The sequence below is a fragment of the Thioclava sp. GXIMD4216 genome (assembly GCF_037949285.1).
Taxonomy (GTDB): domain Bacteria; phylum Pseudomonadota; class Alphaproteobacteria; order Rhodobacterales; family Rhodobacteraceae; genus Thioclava; species Thioclava litoralis.
Window position 1 is genome coordinate 340,660 of sequence record NZ_CP149927.1, and the last position, 22,135, is coordinate 362,794.

16 protein-coding genes are annotated in these 22,135 nt (G+C 63.2%); 7 read left to right on the forward strand and 9 right to left on the reverse strand.

Going from position 1 to position 22,135, the window contains the following annotated elements; translation table 11 throughout:
• Positions 1-68 precede the first annotated feature (68 nt).
• The 6 genes from WDB88_RS14890 (at position 69) to WDB88_RS14915 (ending at position 6,631) form a co-directional block, all read left to right on the forward strand.
• Positions 69-671, forward strand: coding sequence for an amino acid synthesis family protein (locus WDB88_RS14890; RefSeq protein WP_339109608.1), 603 nt, complete (start codon positions 69-71; stop codon positions 669-671).
• A complete protein-coding gene (locus WDB88_RS14895; RefSeq protein ID WP_339109609.1) occupies positions 646-1,455 on the forward strand; it encodes an alpha/beta fold hydrolase in 810 nt (269 codons plus the stop codon). The genes WDB88_RS14890 and WDB88_RS14895 overlap by 26 nt, the downstream gene beginning before the upstream one ends.
• A complete protein-coding gene (locus WDB88_RS14900) occupies positions 1,452-2,378 on the forward strand; it encodes a flavin reductase family protein (protein ID WP_339109610.1) in 927 nt (308 codons plus the stop codon). The genes WDB88_RS14895 and WDB88_RS14900 overlap by 4 nt, the downstream gene beginning before the upstream one ends.
• A 4-nt stretch (positions 2,379-2,382) precedes the next feature.
• Positions 2,383-3,456, forward strand: a complete 1,074-nt coding sequence (locus WDB88_RS14905) for an LLM class flavin-dependent oxidoreductase (RefSeq protein ID WP_339109611.1) — start codon at positions 2,383-2,385, stop codon at positions 3,454-3,456.
• Complete coding sequence (locus tag WDB88_RS14910; RefSeq protein ID WP_339109612.1) at positions 3,431-4,897, forward strand: aldehyde dehydrogenase; 1,467 nt, start codon at positions 3,431-3,433, stop codon at positions 4,895-4,897. The genes WDB88_RS14905 and WDB88_RS14910 overlap by 26 nt, the downstream gene beginning before the upstream one ends.
• Positions 4,898-4,960: 63 nt before the next feature.
• On the forward strand, positions 4,961-6,631 hold the full coding sequence (locus tag WDB88_RS14915) for a BCCT family transporter (protein ID WP_339109614.1): 1,671 nt from the start codon (positions 4,961-4,963) through the stop codon (positions 6,629-6,631).
• 57 nt (positions 6,632-6,688) lie between these two features.
• On the opposite strand, the gene WDB88_RS14920 is transcribed toward WDB88_RS14915, so the two are convergent.
• The 9 genes from WDB88_RS14920 to WDB88_RS14960 form a co-directional block, all read right to left on the reverse strand.
• Entirely contained in the window at positions 6,689-10,708 is a 4,020-nt protein-coding gene (locus WDB88_RS14920) for an amino acid adenylation domain-containing protein (protein WP_339109615.1), read from the reverse strand.
• Complete coding sequence (locus tag WDB88_RS14925; RefSeq protein WP_330647101.1) at positions 10,705-10,938, reverse strand: acyl carrier protein; 234 nt, start codon at positions 10,936-10,938, stop codon at positions 10,705-10,707. Before WDB88_RS14925 ends, WDB88_RS14920 begins: the two co-directional genes overlap by 4 nt.
• Positions 10,939-10,940: 2 nt before the next feature.
• A complete protein-coding gene (locus tag WDB88_RS14930; protein ID WP_339109616.1) occupies positions 10,941-12,581 on the reverse strand; it encodes an AMP-binding protein in 1,641 nt (546 codons plus the stop codon).
• Positions 12,582-12,653: 72 nt separating this feature from the next.
• Positions 12,654-14,060: an ATP-binding protein gene (locus WDB88_RS14935; RefSeq protein WP_339109617.1), complete on the reverse strand. Its 1,407-nt coding sequence runs from the start codon at positions 14,058-14,060 to the stop codon at positions 12,654-12,656.
• 146 nt (positions 14,061-14,206) lie between these two features.
• Entirely contained in the window at positions 14,207-15,151 is a 945-nt protein-coding gene (locus WDB88_RS14940; protein ID WP_339109618.1) for an alpha/beta hydrolase-fold protein, read from the reverse strand.
• Positions 15,148-16,104, reverse strand: a complete 957-nt coding sequence (locus WDB88_RS14945; protein ID WP_330647097.1) for a TRAP transporter substrate-binding protein — start codon at positions 16,102-16,104, stop codon at positions 15,148-15,150. Before WDB88_RS14945 ends, WDB88_RS14940 begins: the two co-directional genes overlap by 4 nt.
• 22 nt (positions 16,105-16,126) lie before the next feature.
• Entirely contained in the window at positions 16,127-17,422 is a 1,296-nt protein-coding gene (locus tag WDB88_RS14950; protein WP_330647096.1) for a TRAP transporter large permease, read from the reverse strand.
• The gene (locus tag WDB88_RS14955; protein ID WP_339109619.1) at positions 17,416-17,958 is read right to left on the reverse strand and encodes a TRAP transporter small permease subunit; all 543 of its coding nucleotides are present in this window, start codon (positions 17,956-17,958) and stop codon (positions 17,416-17,418) included. Before WDB88_RS14955 ends, WDB88_RS14950 begins: the two co-directional genes overlap by 7 nt.
• 66 nt (positions 17,959-18,024) lie before the next feature.
• Entirely contained in the window at positions 18,025-20,322 is a 2,298-nt protein-coding gene (locus WDB88_RS14960) for a FepA family TonB-dependent siderophore receptor (RefSeq protein WP_330647094.1), read from the reverse strand.
• Between the two features lie 687 nt (positions 20,323-21,009).
• On the opposite strand from WDB88_RS14960, the gene WDB88_RS14965 reads away from it, so the two are divergent.
• Positions 21,010-22,131, forward strand: coding sequence for an isochorismate synthase (locus tag WDB88_RS14965; RefSeq protein WP_339109620.1), 1,122 nt, complete (start codon positions 21,010-21,012; stop codon positions 22,129-22,131).
• The last annotated feature ends 4 nt before the right edge of the window (positions 22,132-22,135 follow it).

Genomic DNA, 22,135 nt, shown 5'->3' on the forward strand with positions numbered 1-22,135 from the left:
ATTGTAAGATTGTATTACGGTATCCCATGAGTCCATAATACTAAAAAATATCCAACTGGGAGCGTTCAATGCCTGCTGAGATTCGCAAGACATTGCTGCATATCGAAGACACGCTGATCGAGGGCGGAAAGGTGGCCGAGACCCCCTTGCGCATGATCGCGGCTATTGCGGTTATCCGTAACCCTTGGGCAGAAAAGGGTTTTGTTGAAGACCTCCGCCCTGAAATCCTTGATTGCGCACCGGGTCTCGGGGCCCTGCTGACCAAGATGATCCTTGAGGCCGCAGGTGGCGGCGACAGGGTCGAGGGCTATGGCAAATCGGCCATCGTCGGCCTGAATGGCGAGGTCGAACATGCCTCGGCGCTGATCCATACGCTGCGCTTTGGCAACCACTACCGCGAAGCGGTCGGTGCGAAATCCTATCTGGCCTTCTGCAATACGCGCGGTCCGGCCAATGCCCCCCTTTATATCCCGCTGATGGACAAGAATGATGGCGGCCGTCGCAGCCATTATCTGACCATGCAGCTGTCGGTGGCCGATGCCCCCGCCGCAGACGAGATCGTCATCGCGCTGGGGGCCTCGATCGGTGGCCGTCCGCATCACCGCATCGGTGACCGCTATCAGGATCTGAAGGAGATGGGTGGCGATGTCGACAACCCTGCATCTGTCTGAGCGTCTGGGGACGCTCGGGGTTACAGAGGCAGGGACAGGCGCGCCATTGGTGCTGATCCACGGCGTCGGGATGAACTCCGCCGCTTGGGGTCCGCAGGTTGACGCCCTGGCGGGGCGCTATCGGGTGATTGCGCTTGATATGCCCGGTCATGGGCGGTCTTCCCCCCTGCCCGACGCCGCCCGCCTGCCTGATTTTGTGGACTGGCTGCATCAGGTGCTCAAGGGGCTGGATCTGGGGCCGGTCAATCTGGCGGGCCATTCGATGGGGGCGCTGGTCTGTGGTGGCATGGCGGTCGAGCATCCCGATCAGGTGGCGCGGGTCGCGCTTCTGAACGGGGTCTTCCGCCGTGACGTGGCGGCCCGCGAGGCGGTGATTGCCCGTGCCGCCCTCATTGCCAAGGGTGTCTTCGATCTGACCACACCGCTTGCGCGCTGGTTTTCGGATGCTCCAGAAGAACAGGCGGTGCGGGCGCAGGTGGCGGATTGGCTGCGTGCGGTTGATCCCAGAGGCTATGCCACCGCCTATCGGGCCTTTGCCGAAGGCGACAGTCTCTATGCCGACAGGTTCGGCCAGATCCGCTGCCCGCTGCTGGCCCTGACCGGATCGGGCGACCCCAATTCGACCCCTGCAATGGCCGAAGCCATGGCCAAGGCCGCGCCCTATGGGCACGCGCTGACCATCGAGGGCCAGCGCCATATGGTCAATCTGACGGACCCTGCGCGGGTGAATGCCGCGCTGGAGGAATGGCTTGCAACACCGGTTCTCGGGGAGGTCGTACCATGACCGCAATCGATCCACGCGCCCTACGCGACGCATTTGGCGCCTTCATGACCGGTGTGACCGTGGTCACGACCCATGACGGCACTGGCAATCCTTTGGGGTTTACGGCAAATTCTTTTACCTCGGTGTCGCTGGACCCGCCGCTTCTGCTGGTCTGTCTGGCCAATAGCTCGCGCAATTATCAGGCCTTTACCCAAGGGCGGGGTTTTGCGGTGAATATCCTTGCCGAAGACCAGAAGGATATTTCCAACACCTTTGCCAGACCCTCCGAGGACCGCTTCCGCGATCTGCATTGGTGGCCCGGGCCGCATGGAGCGCCCGTGATCGGTGATGTCTCTGCATGGTTTGATTGCGCGCTGCACCAGATCATCGAGGCGGGCGACCATGTGATCTTGCTTGGCCGTGTCGAGGCGTTTGACACAAGCCCCGCCTCCGGACTGGGCTATGCCCGTGGGGCCTATGTGCGCCCGCAGGTGGAGACCAAGGCGCTCGACAGGATCGAGGCTGGGGTCGAGGTCAGGGTCTCGGCGCTGATCCGGCAGGGTGAGCGTGTTCTGCTGGTCAATGACCGGGAGGGCGGTCTGACCCTGCCGGAAGTCAAGGTCGGGGCGGAAGGGGTCTCGGCGGCGCTGGCGCGACTGCTTGCCGCCACGGGGCTCAACGCCCAGCCGGGATTTCTCTATGCGGTCTATGAAGATACCGCCAGATCGTGCCAGCATATTACCTTTCACTGTGATGCCGAAGGAGAGGCGCCCGCGCTTGGCGCCTTTACCGAACTCGTCCCGTCGACATTGATGGATCTTGCCGATCCAGCCACCTGCCAGATGCTCAAGCGCTTCGTCGAGGAAGCCCGCATCGGCAGCTTCGGGGTCTATTACGGAAATCAGACCAGCGGCGAGGTCCGCGGGGTCTTTGCCGGGAGCTAACGGTATGAAATTCTCGCTTTTCGCGCATATGGAGCGCATCTCTTCCGAAGATAACCAGAAACAGCTTTACGACGAATTCATCGAACTGTGTAAGATTGCCGATGAGGGCGGCATGCATGCCATCTGGACGGGCGAACATCACGGGATGAATTTCACCATCGCGCCCAACCCGCTGCTCAGCCTTGTGGATGTGGCGCGCCATACCAAGACCGTGCGCCTTGGCACCGGCACGGTGATCGCGCCCTTCTGGCATCCGATCCGGCTGGCAGGCGAGGCGGCGATGGCCGATATCATCACCGAGGGCCGGCTGGATCTGGGCATTGCCCGCGGCGCCTATCAGTTTGAATATGACCGGATGATGCCGGGTTTGGATGCTTGGGGCGCGGGCCAGCGCTTGCGTGAGCTGATCCCTGCGGTCAAGGCGCTGTGGAAGGGCGATTACGCGCATGAGGGCGAATTCTTCCAATTCCCCAAAACCACCTCGGCACCGCTGCCTTTGCAGGAAAACGGCCCGCCGATCTGGGTGGCCGCCCGCGACCCCAACAGCCATGATTTCGCCGTGGCCAATGGCTGCAACGTGCAGGTCGCGCCTTTGTGGAAGGGCGAGGAAGAGGTCCAGCATCTCATCGACACGTTCAACGATGCCTGCGCCAAAAATCCGCAGGTGCCGCGCCCCAAGATCATGCTGTTGATGCATAGCTATGTCGCCGAGGATGCGGCAGATGCGAAACTGGCGGCGAAAGAGTTCAACCGCTTCTACAACTACTTCGGCGCATGGTTCATGAATAAGCGCGAGATCACCCAAGGGCTGATCAAACCGCTGAGCGAGGAAGAAATCGCAGCCCATCCCTTCTATACCCCCGAGGCGATGGAGCGCGATCTGGTCATTGGCACCCCCGATCAGGTCATCCAGCGCCTCCGCCATTACGAGGCGCAGGGCTATGACGAATATTCCTTCTGGATCGATTCCAGTCAGAGCTTCGAGCGGAAAAAGGCCTCGCTGTTGCGGTTTATCAACGAGGTGATGCCTGCCTTCCAGAAGGAGGGGGCCGATGCGGAGCTTTCAGCAATACATTAACGGCCAGTTCGAAGATGCCAGCGCGCAATTCGAAAGCCTCGACCCGTCTACGGGCCAGCCTTGGGCTTTGATGCCCGAGGCCAAGGCCTGTGATGTCAACCGCGCGGTCGAAGCCGCCCATCGCGCCTTTCTGGCGCCCGAATGGGCGGGCATGACCGCAAGTGCACGCGGCAAGCTGCTGCTGCGGCTGGCCGATCTGATCGCGGAAAACGCGCAGGTTCTGGCCGAGCTTGAAACCCGCGACACCGGCAAGATCCTCCGCGAGACCCGCGCCCAGATCGCCTATGTCGCTGAATATTATCGCTATTACGCCGGTCTGGCCGATAAGATCGAGGGCGCGCATCTGCCCATCGACAAGCCCGATATGGAGGTCTGGCTGCGCCGCGAGCCTATCGGCGTGGTGGCGGCTGTGGTGCCTTGGAACTCGCAGCTGTTCCTGTCGGCGGTGAAGATCGGCCCTGCTTTGGCGGTGGGCTGCACGATGGTGCTGAAAGCCTCGGAAGAGGGCCCCGCGCCGATGCTGGAATTCGCGCGGATCTTCGATCAGGCGGGCTTCCCCAAGGGCGTGCTGAACATCGTGACGGGCTTTGGCGCGGATTGCGGGTCGGTGCTGACCAGCCATCCCAAGGTCGCCCATGTGGCCTTTACCGGCGGGCCGGAAACCGCGCGGCATATCGTGCGGAACTCGGCGGAGAACCTTGCCTCGACCTCGCTGGAACTGGGCGGGAAATCGCCCTTTATCGTCTTTGACGACGCCGATCTGGAAAGCGCCGCCAATGCGCAGGTCTCGGGGATTTTCGCGGCCACGGGGCAAAGCTGTGTCGCAGGCTCGCGGCTTTTGGTGCAGAATTCGGTCAAAGAGGCGTTTCTGGAAATGCTCAAGGCCAAGGCCGAAGCCTGCGTGATCGGTAGGCCCGATGATATGGCGACCGAGATCGGCCCGCTCTGCACCAAACGCCAGCGCGACATGGCCCAAGCGCTGATCGCCCGTTCGCTGGAACAGGGGGCCAAGCTGGTGACGGGTGGTAAGGCCCCCGAGGGCGCGGGCTATTATTTCCCGCCCACCATATTGGATTGCTCGGAGGCGCATGATGCCGAGTGTGTGACCCGCGAATTCTTCGGCCCCGTGCTGTCGGTCCTGGGCTTTGACACCGAGGAAGAGGCCATCGCGCTGGCCAATGACACGGCCTTCGGGCTGGCCTCGGGGGTATTTACCCGGAACCTGACGCGGGCACACCGGATGATCCGGCAGATCCGTGCGGGGATCGTCTGGGTCAATACCTATCGCGCGGTCTCGCCTATGGCACCTTTCGGCGGGCACGGGCTTTCGGGCCACGGGCGCGAGGGTGGTCTGGCGGCGGCGCTGGATTACACCACCGTCAAGACTGTGTGGCTTCGGACCAGCGATGATCCGATCCCCGATCCTTTCATCATGCGCTGAGGCGTTGAAAGGCTGGGCGTGGCGCAGACCAGTGCCGCGCCTGTTGCAACAGGGAGAATGACAATGGCGCAACAGCCAGACAAGATCCCCGCGCCGCCTCGCGTCGCGGAACGCGGTCCCATGCGCGGATTGCATAATGGAATGAGTATCGCGGCCAAGGTTATGGTGGCCGTCTTCGTGCTGTTCACGATCCTCAATCTGAATATGGCGACGGATGTGTTCGGAACGATCCGTGCATGGGTCGAAAGCGTGCTGCGGTGGTATTATATCGCCACGATCCTCGCGATTCTGGCCGTCGCCCTGTATATTATGTGTTCGCGCTTCGGCGCGATCCGGCTGGGCGATGATGACAGCCGCCCCGAATTCGGCAATTTCTCGTGGTTCGCGATGCTGTTCTCGGCCTCCGTCTCGATCGGGATCATGTTCTTCGGTGTGGCCGAGCCGTTGTTCTATTTCGACAATACGGCCGCTTGGGGCTATCCCAACAATCCCTTTGCCGAGGCCGAGGGCCATCACGCCATGACGCTGGAGCGTGCGCTTGATGCAGTCCGCGTGACCAATTTCCACTGGGGGCTGCATGGCTGGGCGATCTACACGCTGACCGGTCTGGCGCTTGGCTATTTTGCCTATCGTAAGAAGCTGCCGCTGACCTTCCGCTCGGCGCTCTATCCGTTGCTGGGCCAGCGGATCTACGGGCCTTTGGGCCATGCGGTGGACCTGCTGGCGGTGTTTGGCACCGTCTTCGGCATCGCCACCTCGCTGGGGTTGGGGGCCACCCAGATGGTGCAGGGGCTGAACGTGCTGTTTGGCACCTCGACCGGAACCAGCATGCAGATCACGCTGGTGCTGCTGATTTCGGCGGTGGCTACGCTGAGCGCGGTGTCCGGCCTTGGTCGCGGCGTGCGGATCCTGTCGGAGTGGAATATCCTGCTTACTCTGCTGCTGGTGGCGTTTTTCTTCCTTGTCGGCCCCTCGGGCTGGCTGACGGATTTCCTGCTGAATTCGGTCGGGCAATATGTCACCCATTTCATTCCGATGGGATTCTGGACCGCCTCCGAGCCGGGCAATGTCAAATGGCAGGGCGGCTGGACGATCTTTTACTGGGGATGGTGGCTGAGCTGGGCGCCCTTCGTTGGCATGTTCATCGCGCGGATCTCCTATGGCCGCACGATCCGTCAGTTCATGTGTGGCGCGATGCTGGTGCCGACCTTTATCGCGTTTCTCTGGATCGTGATCTTCGGGGGCAACGCGCTCTATCAAGAGCTGACCGCACCGAACGGGGTGGGAACGGCGGGCCTTCTGGATATGGTCAACAACTGGAATCTCGGCGGCACGCTTTACGCCACGATTGACGGTCTTGCGGGCAATGGCCCCTTGGCATGGGGCGTTTCGGCGCTGGCGACCTTCCTGCTGGCGACATGGTTCATTACCAGCGCCGATAGTGGCACGCTTGTGGTGACCACAATCCTGTCGATGGGCAATCCGCATCCGCCGACCCGCCACCGGATCATCTGGGGCGCGGCGCAGGGCGTGGTTGCGGCGGCCCTGCTGGCGGCAGGCGGCCTTTCGGCGTTGCAGACAGCCGCGATTGCCGCAGCCCTGCCGATCTCGGTGCTGGTGCTGCTGATGGCATTCGGGTTGCTGCGTTCGTTGCATCAGGACCCGAGCGCCCTGCCCGCGCCGCAGGGGGAGGCACCGGATGGGACGGTCTATAATGCCGACCTGAAGGCCTGACCGGAGATCGGCCGGAAACAGACCGGCAGCGCGGACCCTCCCGCGCTGCCGGTGACCTTATTTCGGGCTGGGGAGACGCAGGGTTCCGGCCAGCGCCTCGACCACCTCCGGCCCGATCATATCGGGATGGTGACAGTCGAATTCCATCCGCTCCAGCGTCTGGCAATAGCTGTCCCACAATCCGGCATGATGGCCTTGCGGATCGCCCCCCTGCCCCTGCGCGCCCCCCTGCCCGATCTGGTCCCGTAGCGCCGCCAGATGCAGCGTCGGGCAATGGACCTGCGGTTCGTGATGGTCGCGCACCAAGCGGTTGGTCGCCCGCACCGAGCGCATCACCCCCGCCAGAATGGCGGCGGGAAGTTGGGCCAGCGGGTGCTGACGGGCGGCAAGGAAGCCGGTGACCTCGGCGACCGTTTCCAGATGCCGGTGCGCTTCGGGGTCGAAGCCCGCAATGGCCAGAATGGCCCGCAGGGCGGTGCCGTCATCGGGTTCGGGCTGATCGCGCCAGCAGGCCGAGGGATAGGCATCCATCAGCACCAGCCGTGCCAGCGGCCACCCTCGTCTCTCGGCTTCGGCGGCCATCGCATGGGCAATGATGCCGCCCAAAGACCAGCCCAGCAGATAGACCTTGCCCTCGCGCGGCCACAAAGCGGCGATTTCGTCAAGATAGCTGCGGGCCAGCGCGTTCAGATCGCCTTGCAGCGGGCCGCCGTGTTCCAATAGCGGCGATTGCAGCCCGTAGACCGTGGCTTCGGGCAGGCTTTGCGCCAGCCTGCGATAGCACCATGCCAGACCGCCCGCAGGGTGGATGGCAAAAATGACAGGCCCCGTTGGCGCGCCCTTTTGCAAGCGCAAGACAGGTTTCGTGCCGTGATCTTGCGGCGCGGCACTCCGGTTTGCGCCCTGATCCAGCACCTCTGCCAGATCGGCCAGAACCGGATGTTCGAGCAACACCCCCAGCCCCGGATCGCGACCGGTTTCCTCTTCGATGCGCAAAGACAGCCGGACCGCCCTGAGCGACTCCCCGCCCGCAAGGAAGAAATCCGTTTTGCGGTCGACCGGCTCGGGCAGCCCCAGAATTTCCGCATACAGCCGCGAGAGCAGGGTTTCGGTGCCTGCGCGGGGCAGTGCCTTGGTCTCGCCTGCCGTCGTCTGCGGTGCGGGAAGGGCCTTGCGGTCCAGCTTGCCACTGCTGTTCAGCGGCAGCGCGGGCAAGGTCAGGATATGGGCCGGTTGCATCATAGCAGGCAGCGCCGTCTCGAAGGCCTTGCGGATATCGGCCGCCGAGGCATCCTCGCGCGGGACCACATAGGCCAGCAGGCGCGCCTGCCCCGTTGCATCCTGATCGACGATCATCGCCACCTGTTTCAGACAGGGCGCCTGCGCCATGCGGGCCTCGATTTCGGCGGGTTCGATGCGCACCCCGCGGATCTTGATCTGATGGTCGACCCGACCGGCAAAGGTCAGGCTGCCCTGCGCATCGGCGGTGACCAGATCGCCGGTATCATACATGATCGCCGTTCCGGTCGCGGTTTTCGGTGAAAACGGTGCGGCGGGGAACGGGTTGGGCACGAAACGCTCTTTGGTCAGATCGGGGCGGCCCAGATAGCCACGGGCAAGCTGCCCCCCCGCCAGATAGAGCCGCCCTGCCAGCCCGTCGGGCACGGGGCGCTGACAATGGTCAAGCACATAGCAGCCGGTGTTCCAGACCGGATGACCGATCGGGATCTGCGGGCCGTTTTGTGCCGGATCTGCCGGTGCATAGGTGACATCCACAGCCGCTTCTGTCGGGCCATACAGATTGTGCAGCGCCCCCGAGATACGCTGTGCGAACAGGCGGGCCAGACGTGTGGGCAGCGCCTCGCCGCTGGCAAAGACCCGCGCGATTGTCAGCCCTTCAGAGGCAGGGGCCGCCAGAAACAGCTCCAGCATGGAAGGCACGAAATGCAGGGTGGTGATCTTTTCGCGGCGGATGATCCCCGCCAGCGCCACAGGATCGCGATGCGCGCCGGGCGGGGCGACCACAAGGCTGGCCCCGCAGAGGAAGGGCAGGAAAAACTCCCAGACCGAGACATCGAAGGTTGCGGGAGTTTTCTGCAGGATCCGGTCTGCGGGTCCGAAACCATAGGTCTCGCGCATCCATAGCAGGCGGTTCACGATGGCACGGTGCTCGATCATCACACCTTTCGGTGCGCCGGTCGAGCCAGAGGTGAACAGCACATAGGCCAGATCGTCGGGGCCGGCAGGGCGCGGTGTGGTGCCTTTGTCGGGGCCGCCTGTGGTGGTCGGAGAGACGTGCTGCCAATCGACTTGTGGCCAGTCTATCTGTGGCCAGTCGATCTGTGGACAGTCGCCGCAGGGGTAGCCGTCCTGCGCGATCACCGCCAGAGGCGCGACCTGTGCCAGAATACCGGCGCTGCGCGCGCTTTGGTCCTCGGGGTCGAGCGGCACATAGGCCGCCCCCGCGCGGATCACCGCCAGCAATGCCACGACCAGTTCGACCGAGCGCGGCAGGGCCACGGCGATGATCTGGCCCGGTCCGGCCCCGAGAGCGGCCAGATGCTGCGCCAGAGCCTCGGTGCGGGCATCAAGCTGGCGATAGCTCACCGCCTGATCGCCGAAACGCAGCGCGCAGGCGTCGGGGCTTCGGGCGATCTGCATGGCGATGAGGTCCCAAAGCGTGGTCTCGGGCAAGGGATGGGCGGTTTGGTTGCGCGCGACCAGATGAACCTGCGTTTCCTCTGCGGTCAGGGTCGGGACAAGGCGCAACTGCGGCGCAAGGGCAGCACGGGCCAGAAAACAGCCCAGACGCCGTGTCATCGTTTCGGTCTCTTCGGCGCTGTAGCGGGCATCATTGGCATCGATCTGCAGCAAAAGCCCTGTTTCGGGCGTGCCACGATAGCAGATGGTCAGGTCCTCGACCGAGCCCGCCGACAGGATCTGTAGCTGGCTTGTGCAACCGGAGAATGTCGGGCAGGCCTCGAAGGGCAGGATATTGATCAGCGGCCCCCAGAGCCTGCGCCCTGCCCCGATGCGCCCTGCCTCGCGGGCCAGCAATTCGCCGCGATAACGGAGGTTGCGGCGCATCTCCGCCAAAGACCGGCCCACCTCCTGCAGCCAGTCCCCCAGCGGTGCGTCTTCCTGCACGCGCAGGGCAAGCGGCAGGACATTGACCTGTGTCGAGGGCACGCGGGCCAGCTTGCCCATACGGTTCTGCAATGGCAGACCGATCACCACCTCGTCGCTTTCCCCGCGTGAGACCAAGGGCAGATGGCGCCCCAGCCATGCGCCGGCCAGCCCGACCAGAACATCGGTCCAATGCACCCCCGCAATATGCGCGAGCTGCGCCAGATCGGCACAAAGCTCGGCGGAAAGCGGCAGTTCGTGGCGGTGGAACCATGTGCCGTCGCCCTGCCCGCCACGGGCGGCGATGTCTTCGACCTCGGGCAGAAGGCGGATTTTCTCCTGCCAGAACCGGTGCTGGCTCGCGCGGGCGGGGGAGGCGCGGAAGCGCGCATCTTCCTCGAAGGCGCGTGCAAGTGGCGGCAGTGGCGTGCCTGCGGGCTGCCCTGTGATACGGGCGTTGTAAAGCTGCGCCAGACGCTGGGTGATCTCCACCATCGCGCGGCCATCGGCGGCCAGATGGTGGATGCGCTCGGTCAGGATGTGGTGCTGGGGGGTGATCTGCCAGAGGGTGAAACTTGCCAGCGGATCGCGTGCCAGATCCAGCGGGCGGCGGGCCTCGGCCAGAAGGCGCGTCCGGAGGTCCGCTTCGGAGGGGGGCGTGTCGAAGGTGATGTGCTGCAGGCGTGGCGCAAGGGCCGGATCGAGCGATTGCTCGGGTTGTCCCGCGACCTGCCGGAACCGCAGCGACAGGCAGTGCGCCTCCTGCCCCAGTTCGGCCAGCGCCGCCTCAAGCTGGGCGCGATCCAGCGGCCCGTGCAGATGCAGCGCCTGCCCTGTCATGAAGGCGGGGTTATGCGGCATACGCGCTTGCGCATACCAGATCCCCTCCTGCGCCTCGGTCAGCGGCGACCAGAGCTGGACACCGCTATCCTGCGACAGATGGTCTTTCATGGCGCCGCCTCGACGATGGCCCAGAACTCGTTCAGGGTCTCGCATTCATACAGCCGCTCGACGGGCAGATCGGGCTGGGTTTCCTGCCAGAGCAGAAGCAGCCGCATCAGGGCGATGGAATCAAGCCCGAGATCGCCCAGATGGCCCTCGGGGTCGATCTCATTGGCCGGCAGATCCAGAACACCGGCCAGATCATCCAGCATTTGGGCAAAGGTCAGGGTGTCGCGCATGATCAGGCCTCCTGTGCCGCAGCTTCTTCGGCCAGAACACTGGCGCGCAGGCTCTCGCGCAGCTGGCGGCGGCTGATCTTGCCGACGGCGGTGGTGGCAAACCCTGTCACCATGCGGATTTCGTCGGGGATCTTGAAGGCCGCCACATCGCGCGCGCGCAGATGGGCGCGCAGCGCGCTGGCATCGGTGCTCTGACCCTCTTTCGGCTGGATGAAGGCGCAGGCCCGTTCGCCCAGACGCGCATCGGGGATTGATACCACCACCGCGTCGAAGACCGCAGGATGGCTGAGCAGCAGATCCTCGACCTCTTCCGCCGAGATCTTCTCGCCATTGCGGTTGATCTGGTCATTGCTGCGGCCCTGCACCACCAGATGCCCCGACGGTAGACGGATCACCATATCGCCGGTGCGGTAGAACCCGTCTTCGGTGACGCTGCGCGCATTGGCGGACGGGTCGTCGTGATAGGCGCTGATTGTATAGGGGCCGCGGGTCAGCAGGTTGCCCGGCTGGCCGTCGGGAACCGGATGACCGGCATCGTCCAGCACCAGAACCTCGTCATCGGGGCAGATCGGGCGGCCCTGAGTGCCGATGACCAGCGCGTCACTGTCTTCGGCGCGGGTATAGCAGACCAGACCCTCGGCCATGCCGAAAACCTGTTGCAGGCGACAGCCCAGAACGGGGGTCACGCGGCGCGCGGCCTCGGGCAGGAATTTCGCCCCGCCCACCTGCAGGATTTGCAGGCTGGAGAGATCGGGCTGCAATTTTTCCGCAGCGTCCAGCCACAGCAGGGCCAGCGGCGGCACGAGGCCGGTGATGGTGACGTTTTCCCGCGCGATCAGCCCGAAGGCGATCTGTGGCAGCGGTGTCGGGCAAAGCACCACCCGCCCGCCGGCATAGAAGGTCCCGAAGGTGCCTGGCGAGGACATGGTGAAGTTATGCGCATTGGGCAGCACGGCCAGATAGACGCTGTTCTCGTCCATCCCGCAAAGCGCGTTACTGCCGCGCAGGGAGTAGATGTAATCGTCATGGGTGCGGGGAATGAGCTTGGGCAGGCCCGTCGAGCCGCCCGAGATTTGCAGGAAGGCCACCGATTGCGGATCGGGGTCGGCGGGAAGGCAGGCGGGATCGCCCTGAATATCCTCAAGCGTCAATGTGCCCTCGGGGGCGGTGCCGGAAATGATGACATGGTCCAGCCCGTCAAGCTCGGCCTGCACCTCCAGCGCCAGCTGGGCATGGTCGAAGCGGTCGATCTTGTCCTGAACCACGATCGCGCGGGCCTGTGACTTTCCGGCCAGATGCTGCACTTCCGCGCGACGATGCGCGGGCAGCGCGTAAACCGGCACCAGCCCTGCGGCAAAGGCACCGAACACGGCTTGGAAAAATTCGGGCACATTCCCCATCTGGATCAGGATACGCTCGCCCGGTTGCAACCCCAGTGCCACAAGCCCCGCCCCGAAGCGCAGCGCGCGCGTGTGCAGTTCGGCATAGCTCCAGTTTTGGGTGCCGGAGGTCAGGCAGATGCGGTCGGGATGGGCCGCGGCGCGCTGGCGCAGCAAGGCCGGGAAGGTTTCTCCGCGCCAATAGCCCTTTTCGCGATAGCTGCGGGCACGGTCGGCGGGCCAGATCTGGGTCGGGTTGGACATGTCACTCTCCGATAAACAGAGGGGCCGCGCAATCCGCAGAGGGCTGCGCGGCACAATGTTTTGCTTTGGGGGTTATTTTGCGCTGATGCGGGTCAGACGGTTCGCGGTGGGATCATCCTCGCCACCCGATTTGTTGACGACATAGACATTGCCCGCGCCGTCCTGCGTCAGATGGTTCGGCGTCGAGCCGACATCCAGATTGGCCAGCAGCTCGCCCTCGGGAGAGATCACCGCCACCGCATGCGCGCCGCGCAGGGCCACGAAGATATTGCCGCTTTTCGGCTCGACCACGGCATTCAGCGGGTTCGCGCCAACATTGACCTGTTTGATCAGCGCGCCGGTTTTGCCGTCAAGGATGGAGACCGCATCATTGCCCTGCGCAACGGTATAGACCCTGCTGCCATCGGCGCTGGCGGCCACACCGATCGTGCTGACCGAATGGGGCACTTTCCACGTGGCTTTGACGCTGTCATCTTTCAGGTCGATCACCGCAACCTCATTGCTGCCCAGCGACGAGACGAACAGCTCGTTCGCCTCGGGGGCAAGCGAGAGGCTGGCGGCTGCAAAACGCTGGCCGCGCTGCGAGGACGGGATTTCGATCACCGCCGGTTCCGCATCCAGATGCTTGGCATCGAAGACATAGATCTCGGGGGTGAAGGTCGCGCTGACATAGGCTTTGCCATTGGCCAGCAGAACATCCCGCGGGTGGTCGACGCTGTCTTCGGGGAACTGTTTGATCAGCGACAGGTCCTTGCTGTCATAGACGGCCACGGTGTTCTGGCGGCTGTTGGTCACCCAGACCTGATGGTCCTGCTCGTCCAGACCGATACCGTAAACCGCAAAGACACCGCCTTCACGTTCCCCTTTCGAGGGGGCGGCCTGCGGCGTCACGCGGGTGGTGATTTCCATCGATTGCGGGTCGATCTTTGCCAGCTCGCTTTCCTTGACGGGCGGGCGGCCCACGGCGCCGGTCACATAGATCGCGTCCTTGCCAACCGCTACCTGATAGGGGTTGCGCACGATTTCAACGGATTTGAGCGCGTAATTCTCGCTGCCGCTGAAGGGAAGCTGTTTCGAGACTTTCAGATCGAAGACGGTGGCCGAAGGGGTGTCGCCGCCCAGTTCTGCCACCACAGGATAAAGCCCGGCCTTGGCGGTTGCGGGGATCTCGAGCTCGGCCTTCAGATTGCCTTTGTCATCGGCCGCAAAGCTGGCACCATTGCCCAGCACTTCACCTGCCTGACGCAGCGAGACCGGCTGATTGGGGGCAAGGCCCTGTGCCTCGATCTCGGCTTTGCTTCCGGCAAAGATCGGCGAACGGTTCGCGCCCTGCGCCGAGATGCGGCCCTCATACCCGCCGGGGGTGGTGAAGGGGTCGGCCAGTGCGATGCTGCTCCACACAAGAAGCAATGCCGTTGCGGCAGCCCCGACAGCCTGACCTTTGGCCGAGACCGGAGACCGGAGAAGAGAGTGTGTCATGTTGCGCCCTTTCAGGTGTGCAAGTTCTGATGGATGACCCTCTGGCTTCGGAATTCTCCGTGGCGTTTGTCGTCCCCGATGTCGGGGCGAACCGGGCCAGGGCGGCCCGTTTACGTCTCTGCTCCGGCATTTACCGGAGAAGAAACCTATTCTGCAACCCCCACTGTCTTATAGAGGGAGGCGACGAAGCTCTGGCCGTGGCTGAGGCTCGGAAACTGGGTGAATTGGCCGGGGATACCGGCGGCGCGCGCAGTGCTCACAAGATCCTCCAGCGCATGTTCGGGCAAGGCCCCGCGCATTTTCACGAAAGCTTCCGTCTGTTTCGTGCCCGGATCGGTGGCTTTGGCGCGTTCGGCGCTGCCGATATGGATGTCGAGCGGGCGGCGCGACCAGTGGCCCGCGCGCATCTGTGCCTCGAAGGCGGGGCCGATGCGCGCCTCGTCCCACCACAGGGCGGGGCTGGCCGAGGTGAAGGCCACGAAGGGGCTGTCGGGCTGGCTTGCGGCGTAAAGGACGAAGAGCCCGCCATAGCTATGGCCCCATAATGTGCGCTCCTGCGGGTCGACAGGCGCGAAGCTTTCGGCGCGCGGGATGATCTGTGTGCCCAGCAAATGCAGGAAACTGTCGGCATGCCCCGCCGAGGTGCCGGTGCGCGGGTCCTTGATGGCAAGGCCTTTCGGGTCCGGCGGCGTGTAGTCGCGGGCGCGGGCCGCCGTCGCGAAACGCTGCGGGGTCTGATAGCCCACCGTGACGATGATCCGTTGTGCGGCCTGCGGGATTTTGGCCAGAATCTCGTCGGTCAGCCGTTCCATCACGGCCTGCCCATCCAGCATGTAAAGGATCGGCCAGCCCTTGGCCGGTGCCGGCCCTTTCGGCACCAGCACGCCGATTCGGTAATCCGGATTGGCCGCCCCTTCCTCGGGGGCGGGTGCGGCGGGCGCTGGCAAGGTGAAGCTGTAGACATCGCGGACTGCCGATCCGGTATCCAGTTGCGACGGGGGCAGCGGCTTGGTCGAGGGCTGCGCACGTAGCGGAACGGCAAGGGCCAGAGTGAGAATGCTGCCCATGACCATCTCCCGACGATACATCATTCGTTGATCTCCTGTTCCAGCACCGTCAGAAGCGGCGCTTTCTGTCGCCATGCGGCATACCAGCGATCGACCGCCGCGCCAAACCAGTCGCGATCAACATTTCGAACATCCACCCCTGCCTGCCGGAGTTCGGCCAGATTGTCGGCATCAATCCGGGCATAGGCGGCATTCATCTGGGCCAGTTCGCGTTCCATGATTGCGGTGATACGGGTCTGGTCTTCGGGCGAGATCTTGGCCCAGCTGCGCTGCGAGGCGACGGCAAGCATCGGGAAGATCATATGGTTGGAATTCAGTACAACCTTGGCATTACGCCAGTATCCGGCGGTCCATGTGCCTTCATGGTCGATCTGCATGCCATCGATCTGGCCATTGGCGAAGGCGTCATAAAGCGCGGGCAGCGGCATCGGTGTCGGGGCGGCACCGAGTTCTGACCAGAACGCCATCTCGGGGGCCAGTGGCACGGTACGGATGCGTTTGCCCCGCAGATCGTCACGGGTCTCGATAGGGCCGGACATCACGATCTGGCGCATTCCCGCCATGCCCCAGCCCAAGCCCTTCAGGCCGAAGCCATCCAGCCGGTCCAGAAGCGTATGCGCCACACCGCCTTGCAGGATCTGGGCGGCCTCCTGCGTGTTGCTGACCAGATATGGGGCGTAGAACACGCCATAATCGGGATCGCGATTGGCGAATTCGCCACCGGTCAGAAAGGCGAAATCCACCGCTCCGGTCTGCACCTGCTGCAAGATCCTCGCCTCGTTGCCCAGCTGGCCCGAGGGCATGACCATGATCTGCACGCGCCCTTCGGTGCCTTGCGCGATCTCTTGGCTGATCTCTTGCGCGGTTTTGGTCCATTGATGGGTGGGCGGGGTGATCAGCCCCAGACGGAAAGGCTGGGCGCAAACGGCCAGCGGGATTGAAAGGGCAATGGCGGCCAGAGCGAGACTGCGGAACATGGAAAGGGGTCTCCGTGGTGGGTCACTGGAAAAACGAGGGAATGGCCAGCGCGAAGCGCGGCCAGAGGGTCAGCAGCGCCAGCACCGCCAGCGCGGCGGCCAGAAACGGGCGTAGCACGCGGATCAGCGCGGCGGTGGGCAGGTTGTTTTGCAACGCGGCCGTATACAGCCCGACCCCGACCGGCGGCGTCATCAGGCCGATGGTCAGGTTGAAACAGGCCACCAGACCGAAATGTATGGCGTCGATATGGTAATGGTCCACCGCGACAGGCAGCAGCACCGGCACTGTCAGGATCAATGCGGGCAGCGGATCGCAGATCATTCCCAACCCCAGCAGCAGCAGGTTGACCAGCAGCAGGAAGACCAGCGGATTGTCGGACAGGGTCCACAGGAAGTGTGCCACCAGCGCGGGCAGGTTTTCGAAGGCGATGATCCATGCATAAAGGCTGGCCGCCGCGATCAGAAACAGGATCGCGCCGCTCATTTTGGCGCTGACCAGAAGCGCCTGCCAGATCCGCCCGAATGTAAGCGTGCGGTACAGCGCGGCCCCGACCAGAAGGGTCAGCGCGATGGCGGCGACGCCGGCCTCGACCGGTGTGGCAAAGCCCAGCATGATCGCCGCGATCATCCCCGCCGGAATCACGATGGCGGGTAAGGCCTCCAGCAGGGCCTCGCGAAACCCCGCCCTAGCCGCCGAGGGCGCGGGGGCTGCGGCAACCGGAGGCGTCGGAAACGCGCCGCGCCGCGCCATGCGGTCGATCACAAGCGCAAAGACCGCCGCCAGCAGAACTCCGGGCGCGATCCCTGCCAGAAACAGGTCGCCCACGGGGACCTGCGCGATCACGCCGTAGACGATCAGCAGCATGGAGGGCGGAATGATCGGGGCCAGCAGCGCCCCAGCTGCCGTCAGGCCCGTGGCCACATCGCGGGGATAGCCTGCCCGTTCCATTTGCGGGACCGCAAGGCGCGACATCAGCGTGATCTGCGCCGCCGTAGAGCCCAACACCGCCGCCAGAAGCGCATTGGCAATCAGGCTGGCCTGTGCCAACCCGCCACGCAGCCCGCGTGTCAATAGCGAGGCCAGCGCATAAAGGCGCGCCGCCGCTCCGCTGGCATTCAGCAACTCCCCCAGAAAGATGAAGACCGGCAGGGCCAGCAGGCCATAGTTTTCCATGCCCTGAAAGAATTGCTGCGGCAGGCTGAGCAGCAACACCCCATTGCCCGCCAGCAGGATTTGCGCCACGGCCCCCGCAATCATGGCAAAAGCCACCGGAAGCCCCAGCAGCAACAGAACGATGAAAATGGCAAGGCTCAGCATGGGGCCGCTCTTTGTACGGGGGCCACCAGACGGATCAGCGCATGGTAAAGCGCGCCCAGACTGGCCGGAACCAGCGGCAGCCAGATCCAGATTTTCAGGATGCCCAGTGTCATCACCGGTTCGGTATAGGTGTAATTTCCGGTCGTCATGGCCAGTTGCATGGCCCCGCCTGCCCCGATCAGGCCAAGCGGATCAAGCCAGAGCCACAGCGTCAGCACGAAACCCGCCAGCATCACCGCGCAGACCACATCGATCAGGCGTATCAGGAAATGCGGCAGATGCGGCAGCAGAAGGTCGACCCGCATATGCCCGCCCTGCGCCAGATTGGCCGAGATCGAGAAAAGCGCCCCCCAGACCATCAGGCTGATGGCCAGATCATCGCTGAAAACGAAGGGATGGCCAAGGCTTCGGGCCACTGTTCCCGCGCCCATCATCAGCACCACAGCTGCAAGGCAGGCCGCACTCAGAGCCATTTCGGCCTTTGCCAGAAGCGGATCGAACCGCAGCAGCGTATCGCGTAGTTTCAGCAAGATCATTGGTTTGGTCGTGGTTGGGGGACGGGATGCGGAAGGCAGACACAGCCCGCCTTCCGCCTGTCCGGATCAGAAGGTTTTTGTCAGGCCCACATAGAAGGCGCGGCCTGCCTCGTTATAGGTGTTGGCCCCGTCGCCCGAACGCAGGATAGACTTGTCGAAGACGTTGGTCACGCCGCCCGACACATTCGCGCCGTTCTCGAATTCGTAGCTCAGCCCGAGATTGACGATGGTATAGGAACCCAGATCGGTCGTATCGCTGGCCTCGTAGCCCGTCACGCCCGAATAGCTGGTGGCTTTCGTTTTGCCGTAATGGGTCAGCGAGGGGGTCACGGTAAAGCGGTCGGTCACAGCCCAGTTCAGCGATGCGTTGATCGTGTATTTCGGCACCAGCGACAGCGGCACCTCGATATCGATGGCATCATAGCTGGTGCCGCTGGTGGTGGTGCCACCGTCGATATGCAGCTTCTGCTTCGACGAGATCATATAGGTGCCGTTGACCGACAGCGACAGGTTCTGCGCCAGCGGTGCCGCGAAGCTGCCTTCAAGGCCGGAGACTTCCGCATCGGGAATATTGGTCCATTGATACAGGCGTGCATCCGTCCACGCACCATTACGATAGATGCTGACGGTGCCCACCTGATCGGTGCCCGCCTGAATCTTGTCTTTATAGAAGTTGTGGAAATAGGTCAGCGTGCCGTTGATCTGGTTGGCCCCGCTATAGGCGACGCCGATCTCGGTATTGATCGAATGTTCCGGGTCCAGATCCGAATTGCCGATCACATAGCACGGGCCGTTCCGGTAATAGGGATAGGGGCAGCCATTGCCGCTGGTGGAATAGACATAGCTATCCGACAACTGGTAGAGCGTCGGGGATTTGAACGCCCGCGCCACGCCACCTTTCAGAGTCCATTCGGAGGACAGCGCATAGGATGCGTTCAGCCCGCCCGAGATATTGATCCCGAACGTATCGGCATAATCCACCCGCAGACCGGGGGTCAGGGTCAGGGCTTCGTTCCACTGGATATTGTCTTCCAGATAGAGGCCCAGTGTCGTCTGCTCGGTCACCGGATCGGCATTGGCGGTATCGATCGCGCCGTCCTCGGTGGTGAGGCTCGAGAAGGAGCTGTAATCGCTTAGGTCCAGCCGTTCCCAGCGCATCTCCGCCCCCAGCGTGATGGCGGACGGGCGGCCCAGAACGTAATGGTCGATATAGGCTTCGCTCTTGGCCGCGACCGCATCCAGAATGGCGGTATCCCATGTATCGGTTGCGTTGATCGTGCCTTCGCTGCTGCCTGCCGTGCCCTCGCTCAGGCGACGGTTCTTGGTGTGCTCGTACTGGAGGTAGTTCATGGTGCGACCCCAGTTGTAATCCCCGTGATGGGTCACACCGAAGGTGCTGCGCTCCATTGTATTGGTTTCGGCCCCCTCATCGGCCAGCGCGTCCACCGTGCTGTCACCGGTCGAGGTCACCCGCCCGCCCAATTGGGTATCACCGGCATATTCGTTGCTCTGGTGCGAATAGCCCAGATCGAAGTCGAATTTATCGGTATCGGTCGGGGCCCAGCTCAGACGCAGCGTGGCATCCTTGTTGACCACCCCTTCCATCCCCGCATCATAGCTGCAGGTTTCCTCGCCAGTGGTCGAGTCGGTCTCGCAGGTGCCGACGCTCGCATTGATGCTCGCATCATCGCCTTCGGATTTGTTGTAATTGCCGGAGAAACGGAATGACAGCGTATCCGAGATCCGCTTGGCCCAGAGCATGTTATAGCGCTGGGTCGCGCCCTCGAGGCTGCTTTCGGGCATGTCATATTTGAAGCCGAGCTGGACCAGATCATGGTCGGGTTGCTTGGTGATGATGTTCACCACACCGCCCGCAGCCCCCGAGCCATAGCGCGCCGCTGCCGGTCCGCGAATGACTTCGATCCGTTCGATCATCTCTGCCGGAACCCAGTTGGTGTCACCGCGCGTGTCCCGCTCGCCCGAGCGGCCCATTTTGACCGAGGTCCGCGACAGCACCGGCTTGCCGTCGATGAGGATCAGCACGTTTTCCGGACCCATGCCACGGATGTCGATCTGGCGCTGGTTGCCGCGCTGCCCCGTCGAGGACGTGCCCGACATATTGACGCCCGGCATCTTGCGGATGATTTCCGCTACGTCATTGACCACGGGCTGCTTTTCCAGATCCTCGGCGGTGATGGTCGATGAACCCAACGCCTGTTTGATCTGCTCTTCAGCGGTCACGATGATTTCGTCGAGCTGGAGTACCTCGCCGGTATCCGTTGATTGCGCCAAAGCGGGGAGCGCCCCGCTTGTCAGGATGAGAGACATGGCCGCGCCACAGGCGAGGCGTGCGTGAAGTGTCATTCGGAAAGCCCTTCTGAGTTTGCAATTCGGCTGGCGAAGGGCTGGCCTGTGAGGAATGGCCCCTCCTCTGCACCGGTTGCTGCAAAAGAGAAGGCATGTGGCTGGGAAGGCGTAAAACAGCATCCTATGCATGACGAAATGCGCATAATCAGCTTGCTTTTCAGGGGGGTATGGAATGCTCCCCCTTTGCCTCCATGATAGCAGGCCGGTTCCTTCCCGACAGGCGAGTCTGGTGGAACAGGCTGGAAAATCGCGGTGGCTGGGGTGGGGATTCGCTACCCCCATCTTGGCTCTTATGGCGCAGTAACGATTTATCACAGATTATTTCAAGTGCGTCAGCTCACAGGGTATCACGAAAATATGCACAGTCTTTTGAAGGGCGCGTGTCTGCTGCCGGATGGCCCCAAACCGGCGATCTGTGGCCGGTTCTCGCCAACTCGGGGCGGGGCCGTGGCGGGTTTTCCGCTGAAAATCTGCCTTATAATATCACGAAAACATGAGGTTATCCGGTTTTCCTCGCGCGCGGTTACCGTGGTCCCGACCTCGCGCGAATATTGACTGATAATTTTTGTCGGGTTATCTGGGGCGAAACGGCACCCAACCTCCCGTCAGGCACCCGTTCACCCCCCGCTGCATCCTTGCAGCTTCAACCGGATGGATATGGCCTTGGAACATCAACGAATTGATATGAACGATGCGCTTCTTGCACAGGGGGTGCCGCTGGTGCTGGGCGATGTGACGGGGCAGATCGATACCGCGTGGCAAGGCACGATTGCGGCATTTGCAAAAAACGGGGTGCCGCAGTCCAAAGGGCGCTGTGCGGGCGTCTTTCCTTTCACCCCGACCGATCCCGGATGGCTTTATGCGCTGGCACCGGCGGAACGGCCGCCTGCCGTCACCGCAGAAGTTCCTTCCCCGCCGCAGGCACAGTCGGGTGCCTGGCAGTTTTCCCCCGCGCCCGAGGTTTACGGGGCTGCCGTCGAGCATGCGGTGGACCAGCTTCGCTCCTATGAGACACCGCTGCAAAAGGTGGTTCTGGCCCGCGCGCTTGATTATCGTACCGCCGCGCCTGTGGACCCGATGGCGGTTGCGCGCCGTCTCGGGCAGGACCCGCATGTGACCAGCTATGCCCTGCCCGTGCCGCAGATCCGCTCTGGCAAAACCGCCGATGCGCAAGGCGATATGCGCTGGCTGGTCGGGGCCACTCCTGAATTGCTGCTGGATAAGAAAGGGGCGGCGGTCATGTCGCATCCGCTGGCAGGCTCAGCGCCCCGCAGCGCCGATCCGGTCGAAGACCGCCGTCGTGCCGAGGCCCTACTGGTCTCGACCAAGGATCTGGCCGAGCACCGCTATGTGGTCGAATATATTCACGATATTCTTGCTCCCTATTGCCACAACCTGACCACGCCCCAGACCCCTGCGTTGCAAAAGACGGCCAGCATGTGGCATCTTGGCACGCGGATCAGCGGTGTGCTGCGCGATGCCGACCTGCCCTGTCTTGCCCTTCTGGGCAAGCTGCACCCGACCCCTGCAGTGGCAGGCACGCCGCTGCGTCCCGCGCTGGATCTGATCTCCAGACTGGAACCCGAGCCGCGCGGCTTCTACGCAGGGACGGTGGGCTGGCTTGAGAACGAGCGCGACGGCACATGGTATGTCACGTTGCGCTGCGCGATGATCGAGGGGTGCATGGCGCGTCTGCATGCGGGCGCGGGGATCGTGCCCGACAGTACCGCCGCCGCCGAAATCGCTGAAACACAGGCCAAATTCATCGCGATGAGCGATGCGCTTGGTATTGACCTCACGCATTAAGGAT

Excerpts from the sequence above, each read along its gene's own strand:
- WDB88_RS14895 (WP_339109609.1), top strand. The coding sequence starts at position 646 with ATGTCGACAACCCTGCATCTGTCTGAGCGTCTGGGGACGCTCGGGGTT.
- WDB88_RS14905 (WP_339109611.1), top strand. The coding sequence starts at position 2,383 with ATGAAATTCTCGCTTTTCGCGCATATGGAGCGCATCTCTTCCGAAGAT.
- WDB88_RS14935 (WP_339109617.1), bottom strand. The coding sequence starts at position 14,060 with ATGACACACTCTCTTCTCCGGTCTCCGGTCTCGGCCAAAGGTCAGGCT.
- WDB88_RS14940 (WP_339109618.1), bottom strand. The coding sequence starts at position 15,151 with ATGATGTATCGTCGGGAGATGGTCATGGGCAGCATTCTCACTCTGGCC.
- WDB88_RS14965 (WP_339109620.1), top strand. The coding sequence starts at position 21,010 with ATGAACGATGCGCTTCTTGCACAGGGGGTGCCGCTGGTGCTGGGCGAT.
- WDB88_RS14890 (WP_339109608.1), top strand. The coding sequence starts at position 69 with ATGCCTGCTGAGATTCGCAAGACATTGCTGCATATCGAAGACACGCTG.
- WDB88_RS14950 (WP_330647096.1), bottom strand. The coding sequence starts at position 17,422 with ATGCTGAGCCTTGCCATTTTCATCGTTCTGTTGCTGCTGGGGCTTCCG.
- WDB88_RS14930 (WP_339109616.1), bottom strand. The coding sequence starts at position 12,581 with ATGTCCAACCCGACCCAGATCTGGCCCGCCGACCGTGCCCGCAGCTAT.
- WDB88_RS14945 (WP_330647097.1), bottom strand. The coding sequence starts at position 16,104 with ATGTTCCGCAGTCTCGCTCTGGCCGCCATTGCCCTTTCAATCCCGCTG.
- WDB88_RS14900 (WP_339109610.1), top strand. The coding sequence starts at position 1,452 with ATGACCGCAATCGATCCACGCGCCCTACGCGACGCATTTGGCGCCTTC.
- WDB88_RS14960 (WP_330647094.1), bottom strand. The coding sequence starts at position 20,322 with ATGACACTTCACGCACGCCTCGCCTGTGGCGCGGCCATGTCTCTCATC.
- WDB88_RS14955 (WP_339109619.1), bottom strand. The coding sequence starts at position 17,958 with ATGATCTTGCTGAAACTACGCGATACGCTGCTGCGGTTCGATCCGCTT.
- WDB88_RS14920 (WP_339109615.1), bottom strand. The coding sequence starts at position 10,708 with ATGAAAGACCATCTGTCGCAGGATAGCGGTGTCCAGCTCTGGTCGCCG.
- WDB88_RS14910 (WP_339109612.1), top strand. The coding sequence starts at position 3,431 with ATGCGGAGCTTTCAGCAATACATTAACGGCCAGTTCGAAGATGCCAGC.
- WDB88_RS14915 (WP_339109614.1), top strand. The coding sequence starts at position 4,961 with ATGGCGCAACAGCCAGACAAGATCCCCGCGCCGCCTCGCGTCGCGGAA.
- WDB88_RS14925 (WP_330647101.1), bottom strand. The coding sequence starts at position 10,938 with ATGCGCGACACCCTGACCTTTGCCCAAATGCTGGATGATCTGGCCGGT.